The sequence below is a fragment of the Paenibacillus ottowii genome, assembly GCF_050516475.1.
GTDB lineage: Bacteria > Bacillota > Bacilli > Paenibacillales > Paenibacillaceae > Paenibacillus > Paenibacillus ottowii.
Map to the genome: position 1 here is coordinate 1338434 of NZ_CP191577.1, position 12179 is coordinate 1350612.

The following is a 12179-nucleotide window of genomic DNA, read 5'->3' on the forward strand; positions in this document are numbered from 1 at the left end:
CTCCGATCCGCTTATATCCGTTGTCGAACCCATTTATTGTAGCATAAGCCTTCTCAGATCGTCCACGAGTCCCGTAGGTATTCAGCACAGTCCATACATGGAATGAACTCGATCACATTTGATTAGAATTTCCTATGTAAAAGAGGTCTTCCCTGTGCACACTACAAGGAGCATACCTGATACAACGCATGCATGTAAATCTTGAACAAGGAGAGGATTCCATGTCCCCATTGACGGAGCAACAGTTGCAGGGCTTGCGTAACGAACTGCTGGAACGAAAAAAGGAAATTGAGCATCGTTTGCAAAACAACGACCATTACGGACTCGGCGATTCTCAACGCGATCAAACCGGTGAGCTTTCCCCCATTGATAACCATCCAGGCGATCTGGCTACCGAAACTTATGAGCGAGCCAAAGATATTTCCTTACTGGAGCATGACGAGTTTCAATTGGAACGGATCAAATCAGCCTTGATGGCTATGGACAAGGGTACCTATGGGATCTGCGCTGCCAGCGGTAAACCCATTCCTTATGAACGCCTGCTGGCTGTTCCCTATACTATTTACTGCAAAGAATACAGTCCTGAAACCGAAGTATCCAACAATCGTCCGGTAGAGGAGGAATTTCTCGCTCCTGCATTCGGTAGAACAAGCCTGGATGAGCGTGAAGAACAAAACGGCTTTGACGGTGAAGATGCTTGGCAGATCGTTGAAAATTGGGGGACCTCCAATACCCCGGCCATGGCGGAAAGTGGAGAAATCCACCGATATGATGATATGGAAATTGAAGCCGGTGATGATAATATGGGCTTCGTAGAGCCATATGAAAGCTTTGTCGCTACTGACATTTATGGCAGAAATGTCTCCATTGTCCGCAGTTCTATTTATCAGCGATATTTAGAAGACGGCGAGGGTGAAGGTCTGCTGGAGCCAGATATACAAGAGGACGAATCTTAATCTTGATAGTGAAACGTCCTAGTAGGTGGTAAGCTCTAATTGTCGCTGTACGATGCGTACAATATCAGCGATATAATCACCGATAATCGGCAAATTCAGGGCTCCGAGCACCTGGAGCACATATATAATGGTAGCGGCAAAAAAGGTAAAGCCCAGCGCGATGCCGACTCCCCGGGAAATTCCTGATATTAGATTTAGCCAAAGTAATCGCCAAGGCTTGTTCAGCAGCAAAGCGTAATCTGCAATACGTGTACGTTCCATCTGCTCTGACACAGTCCGTACCAGCTTTTCCACACGATTTAATTTCTCTGCCTGGTCACCTGCTAAACCCTTATCTGAGGCTACGACAGCTCTTTCTCCCCTCATCCCTTGGAGAACCCTTCCCTGTCTGCGCCTTGACCGTGCTGTCATATGCACAATCCCCCTTTTCCCATGGCTGCCCCGAACGCAGCAAACGAGCCGAAGCACGTAACGGAGGAAACCCGTTTCCGATGCTTAGGCTCGTTTTATATGCTGCCTGTTATTGTATTATGGGACAGGGGGCTTGTAATTATTCCCCAATGTGAACGCCGATGGTTTTTCCGTTCACTTCTACATGTTCTGCTGGTTCTGCTTGACCAAATGTCACAGTGGTCACCAATACGTTCTCACGCAACACAGAGTCAAAGCTTTCAATCGCCTGGCGCAGTTCGTTGTCTACATCCAACGTCAATGCCACATACTTTTCAATCGGCAGATCCAGCTTTTTACGGTAGTCTTGGACCGCGCGAACCACTTCACGTACCCAGCCCTCTTGCTCAAGCTCAGGCGTAATGTCTGTGTTCAACGCTACCGTTAAGCCATAGCCGGAAGCAGATGCGAAGCCTTCTTTCGCTTTTTTCTCCACCAGCAATTCCTCGGCTGTAACTTGCAGCTCTTCCCCTTCTGGAGAAGTCACATTCAGCACTCCTTTTTCTACAACAGAGCGTGTGTCCTCCGCAGACATTCCTTTGAAAAGGTTTTGTAGGAATCCGACATTTTTGCCGTATTTCTTGCCTGCTACTTTCAAATTCAGCTTCAGTGTAAAATCTACAAACCCGCTATCGTCTGTCTCCACATGGATATGCTTCACATTGATCTCATCTTTGATGATTTCCTCATAGCCACTCAGGTCAAAATCCTGATCCATAGACAGAATCAACTCAGACAACGGTTGACGCGTTTTCAAACCCGTTTCATTACGGACATTGCGTGCTAATTCAACGACGCGACGTGCTGTCTCCATATCTCGTTCCAGTTCCAGATCAATTAAGGATTCATTGGCAGACGGATAGTCATCCAGATGAACACTTTCCCCATTGCTCAGGTTCAGATAAATATCCTCAGCAAGCAGCGGTGTGAACGGTGCAAGCAGCTTCGCCGTCGTTAACAGCACCTCGGTCAGTGTACGATATGCATCCAACTTATCTTCTGTAAGCCCATTGCCCCAGAAACGATCGCGTGAACGACGGATATACCAGTTACTCAGCTCATCCACAAACGACTCAATCGCTTTGGATGAGTTCAGGAAGTCATTGGCGGACAATGCTTTGTCCACGACCAAAATCAGGCTGTTCAGACGGGACAAAATCCAGCGATCCAACTTGTGTGCCGATGGCTTGAATGGGTGCTGTACCGGATCAAATCCGTCAATATCCGCATACAAGGTCAGAAATGCGTGTGTATTGACAAGCGTATCTACCAGCTTCGATTTGGCTTCGCCTACGATGCCTTTGGAGAAGCGTTTGCTATTCCATGGTGCGCTGTCGGATAGCAACGCCCAGCGGAAAGCGTCTGTACCGTACTCGTCAATCACTTCCCACGGATCGATCACATTTCCCTTCGATTTGGACATTTTCTGCCCCTGCTCATCCAGTACATGGCCTGTTGCCATGACAGCTTTGTAAGGAGCTTTGCCAGTCAGCATCGTTGAAACTGCAAGCAAGCTATAGAACCAGCCACGAGTCTGATCAATGCCTTCACAGATCATATCTGCTGGAAATTGCTGCGCAAACGTTTCATTATTCTCAAAAGGATAATGATGCTGTGCAAACGGCATAGAGCCGCTATCGAACCATACGTCGATAACTTCCGGTGTGCGAGTCATTTCGTATTTACCGCATTGGCTACGGACCTTGATATCATCTACATATGGTTTGTGTAGCTCGATATCCGCTGGTACGTCCCCAATCGCACGTTCTCTCAATTCAGCAATACTGTGGGGTGCGAACTGTTCTCCAGTTTCCTCACAAACCCAGATGTTGAGCGGTGTACCCCAATAGCGATCACGACTGATGTTCCAATCCACCAGTTCCTCCAAAAACTTGCCAAAGCGTCCTTCGCGTACATGACCCGGGTACCATTCAACTTGGCTGTTGTTAGCAATCAGTTGATCCTTAATCGCAGTTGTCTTGATAAACCAGCTGTCCATCGCATAGTACAATAATGGAGTATCGCAGCGCCAGCAGAACGGATAACTGTGCTCATATTTTTCCTTGCTGTACAGCAAACCTTTTTCGGACAGCATTTTGACAATATCTACATCGCAATCTTTCACAAAACGACCTGCAAAATCAGTGATTTGATCTACATAGTTACCTTCCAGATCCACTACGTTGATAAAGCCAACGCCATTTTCACGGCATACGCGATAGTCATCCTCACCATGTGCCGGAGCCATATGAACGATACCAGTACCGCTGGAGTCTGTTACGAACTTCGCACCCAGAATCTGGTTACCCTTTTCCACCTGAAAATAAGTAAATGGCGGGGTATAAGTTTGGCCAACCAGTTCTGAACCCGACAGCGTGCCAATCACTTCATGATCGCCTTTAATTACGTTCTCAACCAAATTTTTGGCAACGATGTATACACCATCTTCTTGCTTGACACGTGCGTATTCCAGCTCAGGATTAACCGCGAGCGCCACGTGACTCGGCAAAGTCCAAGGTGTTGTCGTCCAGGCAAGTACATATTCACCACTGCTATGCAGCTTGAATTTGGCCGTGGCACTTAGATCCTTCACATCTTTATAGCCCTGTGCAACTTCATGGGAGCTTAGCGTTGTCTGACAATCCGGACAATACGGACTCACACGATGACCACGATACAGCAGATCTTTTTCATGAATCGTCGCCAAAATGTTCCATACGCTCTCGATATAGTTATTGTCCAGGGTAATGTATGGATGATCGAGGTCTGTCCAGTATCCGATCGCTTCAGTTAAATCGCGCCACTGCTGCTCGTACTCGAACACGCTCGCTTTACATTTTTTAATAAACTTCTCAACGCCATATTCTTCAATTTCAGGTTTGTGGGAGATCCCCAGTTGCTTTTGCACACCCAGTTCTACTGGCAGTCCATGCGTATCCCAACCAGCCTTACGTACGACACGGTATCCCTTCATGGTCTGATAGCGGCCAACAAAGTCCTTAATTACACGACCCAACACATGACCGATGTGCGGCTTGCCGTTAGCAGTTGGTGGACCCTCATAAAACACAAAATTAGGTTTTCCTTCACGATTGGTGATGGATTTACGGAATGTGTCTTCCTGCTTCCATTTGCTCAGGATGCGTAGTTCACGGGACCGTGCTTTTTCTTTAACATCCACTCTGTTCATAACGTCATACTTCCTCTCTGCTCATCATTGATTGTTTTAGCGCACTAAAAAAAGCAACAAAAAAAGCCCCATCCCTGTAAAGGGACGAGACTGTGCTCGCGTTACCACCCTGATTTCGTAAACAGACCATCCTGAAGAAGACGATCCGGTCACGACTCTCTGAGCCCTACTCAACTTCAGCAGGGCGCCATTATAACGCATGGCAGACGGTGATTGCTTACACACGCCATAAAATCAAGCGCTTCAGCCCACTTCTCCGGGAGGATCTTCAGTCATGTTCTGAACGTTGGCTTGCACCGGAAGGCCAACTCTCTGAGGGACAAATCATGACGTACTCGTTCCCATCAACGAATTAAACATGTTAAATTCATCGAAATATCAAACCAGCAACTTCGTTGCCTTGAATAACAACCATCAGCCGATAGACGGATGATCGTTGAATCCCATATAGTATTTACAGTTATAGCCTGTTTAAAGATAAAAGTCAACCCTAACAAGACCGAATAAAAGCTTGTCAGAAATCAAAATTAGTAAATTTCTTTCATTTCACGCTCGCGTTCCAGCACTTCGCGTTCCCGGTTTTCAAGTGCTTCCCAGCCGTCTTGGCTTAACAAGTCGAGCTGTGCTTCCACCAATGTACGGAACCGTGCTCGGTAAATTGAAGCCTGCTTCTTGAGCTCTTCAACCTCCAACGCGATTTTGCGGGACTTGGACAATGCTTCGTTCACAATACGATCCGCGTTTTTTTCCGCTTCCTTCACGATCAGTTGAGCTTCCTTCTTGGCGTTGTTGCGAACTTCATCAGCTGCTTCCTGCGCGACAATAATTGTCTTGCTCAACGTATCCTCAATTGTCGCGAAATGGTCGAGCTTTTCCTGTACGTTTAACAACTGGGTGCTCAATTCTTTATTTTCTCGAATAACGCCCTCGTAATCCTTGATCACCTGATCCAAAAATTCATTAACCTGATCCTCATCATAACCGCGAAGCCGGCGGGCAAATTCCTTATTATGTATATCCAATGGCGTTAATGGCATGCCGTCCACCTCCTATAAGATTGACAAAAAATTCATTTTCCGCGTCACGACGCTCATTATCATCTATCGGTCATCATAACCCGTTTTGTGAATACTGTACAGAGCAAAATCGTTCCAGTTCTGCGCTATAGGTTAATTCTTTCGACAGAATGCTCATAAATCCTGCCTACAGCTATACAAACTTACCAATTTTGACACGGAATCTACCCTTTTTTGTCATTCCGTCTGTTTCAAGCATTTTGAAACGCCCAAATCCCTGCATGGAAATAACGTCCCCCACTTTAAGTGAAGTAGATGGATTCTCCTCCACCTTCCAGTTTACCCGACATCGTCCTGCTCGAATCGGTGCTAATATTTTACTGCGGCTCAATTTGTATACATCGCTAGCAATCCCGTCCAAGCGCAAGGAAGCCACCGTCAGATCCATTGCCTCTAATGCAACTTCCTTCGTTCGGAGACTTGCTACTGGCAACAGTTCCGTCCATACATGAACACGATGCACCTGCTGCAAATGCATGGTCAAAAAATCTCCGATCTCGGATGCTACCAATACATGACAGCCATCATCCAGGACGTGAATGTCCCCTATTTTTCCACGCTTGATTCCAAGCCCCAATATGGCACCTAGATAATCACCATGCTCAAGGGTATTGAGTTTATGATCATCAGAAGTAATGGAAAGGACCTTAATTCCTATTTCTTCATCGTCCAAATACGAATAATCGGGCGCAATCAGCGCCCGCTTTCGTTCTGAAGCTGTGTATCCGCCATCTACCCTGATCGTGACCTTGTCTTCCTTCGAAGCAAGTGTCTCCAATATGTACTGTTGTCGCGGATCCAAAAAATCAGTCAGTTTCTGCTCATGATAAGCTCCCGCATGACTGATCCATTCGGAAGCGCGATCCACATAATCCCGTTCATCCGGGTGAAAATGCTCATAAATCTCAGTTCGCATAAATCCTCCTAGACGAAATTGCCAATTAAAGAAATTAAACCATACGATGCAAAACGCAGAGCAATCAGCGCTATAATAGGTGAAATATCAATCATACCGAAGATAGGCGGTATAAATCTGCGGAAAGGAGACAAATACGGTTCCACAAATTTAGCAAGTAAATCACCGATCACACTCTCTCTGGCATTAGGAAGCCATGACAGCAGAACATATGCAATGATCATGTACGAATAAATCTGAAATAGCCAGTAAATTACCTCGATCAAGAAAAGCTCACCTCATTCTGTTAAGTTCTTGTTCAGTGTCAGCCAGTATTTCTGTAATGGAGCCCTGAATTTCAACCGTATCCGGTGTGCACAGAAAAATATTGTTACCGACCTTCGAAATGCCGCCACTCAGTGCATACACAGTACCACTCAAAAAATCAATGATACGTAGGGCCTGATCCTTGCGAATTCGTTGAAGGTTAACCACGACGGTGCGATGTGAACGGATATGATCGGCGATTTCCTGTGCTTCATCGTAAGAACGCGGCTCATACAGAACAACTTTCACATTTTTCTGTGAGTGGATGCTGACAACATTCGTGCCCCTCTGGTTCTTACGTTTATCAAAGCTTGGGGTTTCAATTTCTTGATCTTCCGGCGTATTCATAATCTCTCGCTCTATAACTTCCTCTTCCTCCTGAAGCCCCAGAAAGTTCATGAACTTATTCATTACGCCCACTGAAAATCCTCCTCTCGTCCGACCAGTACGGAACCAAGCCGCAACCAGGTCGCTCCTTCTTCAACCGCCACTTCAAAATCATTGGACATCCCCATAGACAAATGAACGATGGGTTCTCTAGTCAAGGCTTGTCCATTTAGCCGATCACGCAGTTCGCGCAACCCCCGAAACACAGGTCGAGTATGCTCCGGGTCTTCCTCATGAGGAGCCATCGTCATCAAGCCGATGACGTCCACATGTTTGAACTCGCGAATTTGTTCCAAGAAGGGGGCAACCGCCTCGGGAGATAAACCATATTTTGAGACTTCCCCGGAAATATTGACTTGCACAAAAGCCTGAACTCGCAGTCCCAGTGCAGCTGCCTTCTTGTCCAATTCCTGAGCGAGCGATAAGCGATCAAGTGAATGTATAAATTTAAATTTTCCAATTACATCTTTAACCTTATTTGTTTGGAGATGACCAATAAAATGCCACGTTCCCCGGTCACCCAACTTGCCCCATTTATCCGCAGCATCCTGCCAGCGATTTTCGCCCACATGCTCCAAGTCGTTATCCAATACCGATGCCATTGCCGCCGCCGAAACATATTTCGTGACAGCGATCACATTTACTTCATCACGCGAACGTCCGCTGCGGGCACATGCCGCTTCAATACGGGCGTTGACTTCTTTAATTCGTTCCTCCAAAGACACGGGAGGACTCACCTCTCTTCCAGACCAATCCAGCTCGCCATTCTTCCTGTAACGCCGCCTTCCTTGCGATATGAAAAAAACAAATCGCTGCGGCTACTCGTACACAAGGTAGTACATTCGATATGGCTCGGCAATATTCCTGCTTTCATCATAATGTGTCGATTGCATTGTTTCAAGTCGAGTAGTGTTTTTCCGTTCATTAAGGGGAAATAAACAGAACCTTCCCATTTATCATTACCCGGGCAATCATGTTCTAAAACCCGAATTTGGTTCATCACATGCTCATCTACCTCATAGGATTCAGGACCAATGGAAGGACCAATAGCTGCTAGTATATCGGACGGTTGAGATCCATATTCGGTTTGCATGGTCTGCACCATTTTCAACGCAATCTCCGCAACCGTTCCCTTCCAGCCTGCATGCGCCAGCCCAATCACACGATGCACGGGATCACAAAAATATAAGGGTACACAGTCAGCATAAAAGGACGTCAGCAAAATGCCCGGTATATTCGTCAAAAGTCCATCTGTGTCCTGAAAGGCTGATGCACGATCCAGAAAGCCACGCCCGCGGTCAGCAGCCTGGACAATAGCAACATGATTACCATGAACCTGCTCACCACATGTCCACGCTTCGACAGCAAAACCAAGCTGCTCAGCAACCAATCGGCGGTTGCGAATGACTTTCTCGGGATCATCCCCTACATGAAACGCACAGTTCAAACTGTCGTATGGCGCTTCGCTGACACCACCATGACGCCCTGTAAAACCCGCTGTTATTCCCTGAACCTGCTGCTTCCAGGATTGAATATATAACAACTCCGGCACGGGACGTCCGCCATCTTGCATGGGCGTAGTCCCTGTAGCCCCAGTATTCACTATAAACGGTTCCATTTCGCTCTCACCTCTACTGCCCAGTGTACCAAAAAGCCGCCGCTGTGTCTTCACAACATACTAAATTACGAGTACCTGCTGTTCAAAAGCTCCGTCGGTCATTCCGTTCCTGACGTTCGATATACGATCTTTCCTCCCTTTCATCCGGTAGCTCATGCAATCCCTCCAGTCGCACAAGCACAACATCCGAGCCAATTTTCACAATGTTGCGCCACGGAATAACCAATTCACTTCCCCCTCCAAACCAGCCCATGAATCGGCTGCTCCCCGGAACCACAATCGCTTCAATTTTCCCTTGTCGTACGTCAATCTCCAGATCACTGATTTGTCCCAGACGTCGTCCATCTACAATGTTAATGACATCCTTGGTTTGAAATTCGGAAATTTTCATGGCTATTACTGACGTTTCCGGTGCACTCACACGCATCACATCCTTTATTTCACTATATGAGTGAAAGAGCCTAAAAAATGTCCTTTAAACGCAAAAACGATCCGCAAGGGATCGTTTTTATCACTGGGTCATTCAAACATTTCGCTCATTTCATTTAGGACTTTACATGCTTTTGCATTTGCTGTATAGCCGACTTCTCTAATCTCGAAACCTGGGCTTGAGAGATGCCAATTTCGTCGGCAACCTCCATTTGCGTCTTTCCTTCATAAAAGCGCATAGACAATATCATCTTTTCACGCTGGCCCAGGCGATGCATCGCTTCTCGGAGAGCAATTTCCTCAATCCATGAGACGTCCTTATTTCTGTCATCACTGATCTGATCCATCACATAGATTGGGTCGCCCCCGTCGTGATATATCGGCTCGAACAGCGAAACCGGGTCCTGAATTGCATCCAATGCGAACACCACATCTTCTTTAGGCACATTCAGCGCCTCAGATATTTCAAAAATCGTTGGTTCCCGCGAGTTCAGATTTGTCAGACTGTCCCGCACCTGAAGCGCCTTATATGCAATATCCCGCAAGGAACGGGATACGCGGATCGGATTGTTATCCCGCAAATAACGGCGAATCTCTCCGATGATCATCGGCACCGCATAAGTGGAGAACTTTACGTTTTGCGAAAGGTCAAAATTATCAATCGCCTTCATCAGGCCGATACATCCAACCTGGAACAAATCGTCCACAAACTCCCCCCGATTGTTAAAACGCTGAATTACACTCAGGACGAGCCGGAGATTGCCATTGACCAATTTTTCTCTGGCTGATCGTTCATTATTTTGCTGAAGTGATGTGAACAGCTCGCGCATTTCTGCATTGGTTAATACCGGCAGTTTGGCGGTATCCACACCGCAAATTTCCACTTTGTTTCGGGTCATCGTGTCTTACCTCCCAAGGAGCAACATTAATGTACATTATCTCCTGAGGGCATTTTTTTATTCGCCGTTTCCATCGCTTCCGGATATCCCCAAGCATTATACCATTTTATTGAATTCTTTTCGTAAGCGCTTTATAATCCGTTTCTCCAGACGCGAAATATACGATTGCGATATACCCAACAGGTCGGCAACATCCTTCTGTGTCTTCTCTTCTCCGTCTTGTAAGCCGAAGCGCAGTTCCATAATCAAACGCTCTCGATCCGTCAGCTTATCCAGTGCCTTATGCAATAATTTACGGTCTACTTGCTCCTCAATATTACGGTAAATGGTATCATTTTCCGTGCCCATCACATCAGAAAGCAATAGCTCATTACCATCCCAATCGATATTCAGCGGCTCATCAAAAGAAACCTCTGTTCTCGTTTTGCTATTGCGACGCAAATACATTAAAATCTCATTCTCAATGCATCGAGATGCATAGGTGGCAAGTTTGATTTTCTTCTCTGGATCAAAGGTGTTCACCGCTTTGATGAGTCCAATAGCACCGATGGATACAAGATCCTCAATATTGATTCCCGTATTCTCAAATTTACGGGCAATATACACGACTAACCGCAAATTCCTCTCGATGAGCATCGACCGTACTGCAGCATCTCCAGAAGAAAGCTTTCCAAGCAAATACTCTTCCTCGTCTCTGGTTAACGGAGGGGGGAGCGCCTCGCTACCGCCAATGTAATAAATTTCTTCACTTTTCAGCCCGAATAAAAATAAAATACGATAATATTGCAGTTGCAATGCTAGCCTAAATTTCATTTTTAAATTCATTTGTTCCTTCATATCATTCTCCCCCTTTTGAAAATAGTGCAAGTCAAGCCTTGCTGAGCTCCGTCCATTCCAGCATTGAATGTTTCTCTTCGTCTGTAAACCTTGTCCTGTGCTCTTCCCCATTATCCTGATTCAGTAAAATGATCCTTAGCACATGCTTCTCGTTTCAGGTCTGTATCAGCCTCCCCCTCTTCGTGTGCCGTCACATCTGGATGGATAATGGCACGGTATTTGCCCTCTGCCGATAACTTTCCTCCGTCCAAGCCAATCAGCACTCGATGATGTACAAAATGGACTCCATTCATCACCACCTCTACTCGATCTGGTTTGAGTGCGAGCATAAAGGAATGACTTCGGTTAATCCCACGATAAGGGACGAGACGAACCCGATCCTGCCAGCTGAACGATTCCTCGCCCAGATCCATCACTAGTTGGTCTGCATTACCCTCAGAACATTTTTGGAGCCAGGAGGCGGGTAAATACGATTCCCACAAAGCCGCCTCCATGACCATCACTGGGGTTCGGGTCAAAGGATCATGCAGTTGGTTACCTGTATCCAACAAGCCTGTACACTCAATATGATCCTGCCCAATCCACACCTGTACTTGCCCCAAAAAGCCACTCATCCTTTCTGTACGCTGCTTGGAGGACTGAACAATACGAAAGAAGAGCATCACTCCGCCAAATGCGCATAAAATAAACCAGAATGCGATTTTCAATTCAAAGGACATTCCACCTGAAGCGGTGTACCAGATGCCATTAAACAATTCCCCCGTATTTTGGAGAAAATAATGCATCCCCAAAATGCCACCTGCAGCTACAAAATTGATCATGTAAAAGGCACCCATTGTACGAAGATACTTTTGCATGCTGCCGAAGCCAAAGGCGACCAGCAGCATGATGACCGATAAGGCCAGCTTAATTAGAAACGTAAATAAAAACGACAACTCCGGCACAAACATCATGACTACGTACATTGCACCAATTCCAGCTGAGGTCATCAATCGCCACCACACCGGACGAATTTTTCTCATCCAGGCGGTAACCATTAGCAACACAGCATCAATGAATAAATTGGCCAAAAATATCAAGTCGATATAAACAACCAAGGATTCACCCGCCCAGCA

The 12179-nt window shown here is 46.3% G+C and carries 13 protein-coding genes and 1 other annotated feature; of the genes, 1 reads left to right on the forward strand and 12 read right to left on the reverse strand.

The window, feature by feature from the left end:
• Positions 1–221 precede the first annotated feature (221 nt).
• Entirely contained in the window at positions 222–956 is a 735-nt protein-coding gene (locus ACQQ6X_RS06310; RefSeq protein WP_063210153.1) for a TraR/DksA C4-type zinc finger protein, read from the forward strand.
• Between the two features lie 18 nt (positions 957–974).
• Here ACQQ6X_RS06310 and ACQQ6X_RS06315 read toward each other — a convergent pair whose 3' ends face one another.
• The 12 genes from ACQQ6X_RS06315 to spoIIGA all read right to left on the reverse strand — a co-directional run bounded on the left by ACQQ6X_RS06315 (position 975) and on the right by spoIIGA (position 12161).
• Positions 975–1367 (reverse strand): DUF5665 domain-containing protein, encoded by a 393-nt coding sequence (locus ACQQ6X_RS06315; protein ID WP_305164631.1) that lies wholly within the window; start codon positions 1365–1367, stop codon positions 975–977.
• A gap of 139 nt (positions 1368–1506) precedes the next feature.
• On the reverse strand, positions 1507–4596 hold the full coding sequence (gene ileS, locus ACQQ6X_RS06320; protein ID WP_305164632.1) for an isoleucine--tRNA ligase: 3090 nt from the start codon (positions 4594–4596) through the stop codon (positions 1507–1509).
• Between the two features lie 77 nt (positions 4597–4673).
• Positions 4674–4953 (reverse strand) — a binding site (T-box leader).
• Positions 4954–5123: 170 nt separating this feature from the next.
• A complete protein-coding gene (locus tag ACQQ6X_RS06325; RefSeq protein ID WP_149033651.1) occupies positions 5124–5633 on the reverse strand; it encodes a DivIVA domain-containing protein in 510 nt (169 codons plus the stop codon).
• Between the two features lie 172 nt (positions 5634–5805).
• Complete coding sequence (locus ACQQ6X_RS06330; RefSeq protein WP_305164633.1) at positions 5806–6588, reverse strand: RNA-binding protein; 783 nt, start codon at positions 6586–6588, stop codon at positions 5806–5808.
• Positions 6589–6596: 8 nt separating this feature from the next.
• On the reverse strand, positions 6597–6854 hold the full coding sequence (locus tag ACQQ6X_RS06335) for a YggT family protein (protein ID WP_063210150.1): 258 nt from the start codon (positions 6852–6854) through the stop codon (positions 6597–6599).
• A gap of 7 nt (positions 6855–6861) precedes the next feature.
• On the reverse strand, positions 6862–7314 hold the full coding sequence (locus ACQQ6X_RS06340; RefSeq protein WP_063210149.1) for a cell division protein SepF: 453 nt from the start codon (positions 7312–7314) through the stop codon (positions 6862–6864).
• On the reverse strand, positions 7305–8006 hold the full coding sequence (locus ACQQ6X_RS06345; RefSeq protein ID WP_305164634.1) for a YggS family pyridoxal phosphate-dependent enzyme: 702 nt from the start codon (positions 8004–8006) through the stop codon (positions 7305–7307). Before ACQQ6X_RS06345 ends, ACQQ6X_RS06340 begins: the two co-directional genes overlap by 10 nt.
• 8 nt (positions 8007–8014) lie before the next feature.
• Positions 8015–8899 (reverse strand): peptidoglycan editing factor PgeF, encoded by an 885-nt coding sequence (gene pgeF / locus ACQQ6X_RS06350; RefSeq protein WP_305164635.1) that lies wholly within the window; start codon positions 8897–8899, stop codon positions 8015–8017.
• 82 nt (positions 8900–8981) lie between these two features.
• Complete coding sequence (locus ACQQ6X_RS06355) at positions 8982–9326, reverse strand: YlmC/YmxH family sporulation protein (RefSeq protein WP_305164636.1); 345 nt, start codon at positions 9324–9326, stop codon at positions 8982–8984.
• A 118-nt stretch (positions 9327–9444) separates the two neighbouring features.
• The gene (gene sigG, locus ACQQ6X_RS06360; protein WP_007431182.1) at positions 9445–10227 is read right to left on the reverse strand and encodes an RNA polymerase sporulation sigma factor SigG; all 783 of its coding nucleotides are present in this window, start codon (positions 10225–10227) and stop codon (positions 9445–9447) included.
• A gap of 96 nt (positions 10228–10323) precedes the next feature.
• Positions 10324–11064: an RNA polymerase sporulation sigma factor SigE gene (gene sigE / locus ACQQ6X_RS06365; protein WP_149033656.1), complete on the reverse strand. Its 741-nt coding sequence runs from the start codon at positions 11062–11064 to the stop codon at positions 10324–10326.
• Between the two features lie 110 nt (positions 11065–11174).
• A complete protein-coding gene (spoIIGA, locus tag ACQQ6X_RS06370; RefSeq protein WP_305164637.1) occupies positions 11175–12161 on the reverse strand; it encodes a sigma-E processing peptidase SpoIIGA in 987 nt (328 codons plus the stop codon).
• Positions 12162–12179 lie beyond the last annotated feature (18 nt).

Coding starts and splice junctions, on each gene's coding strand:
- sigE (WP_149033656.1), bottom strand. CDS start 11,064: ATGAAGGAACAAATGAATTTAAAAATGAAATTTAGGCTAGCATTGCAA.
- ACQQ6X_RS06325 (WP_149033651.1), bottom strand. CDS start 5,633: ATGCCATTAACGCCATTGGATATACATAATAAGGAATTTGCCCGCCGG.
- pgeF (WP_305164635.1), bottom strand. CDS start 8,899: ATGGAACCGTTTATAGTGAATACTGGGGCTACAGGGACTACGCCCATG.
- ileS (WP_305164632.1), bottom strand. CDS start 4,596: ATGAACAGAGTGGATGTTAAAGAAAAAGCACGGTCCCGTGAACTACGC.
- sigG (WP_007431182.1), bottom strand. CDS start 10,227: ATGACCCGAAACAAAGTGGAAATTTGCGGTGTGGATACCGCCAAACTG.
- ACQQ6X_RS06310 (WP_063210153.1), top strand. CDS start 222: ATGTCCCCATTGACGGAGCAACAGTTGCAGGGCTTGCGTAACGAACTG.
- ACQQ6X_RS06355 (WP_305164636.1), bottom strand. CDS start 9,326: ATGCGTGTGAGTGCACCGGAAACGTCAGTAATAGCCATGAAAATTTCC.
- ACQQ6X_RS06330 (WP_305164633.1), bottom strand. CDS start 6,588: ATGCGAACTGAGATTTATGAGCATTTTCACCCGGATGAACGGGATTAT.
- ACQQ6X_RS06315 (WP_305164631.1), bottom strand. CDS start 1,367: ATGACAGCACGGTCAAGGCGCAGACAGGGAAGGGTTCTCCAAGGGATG.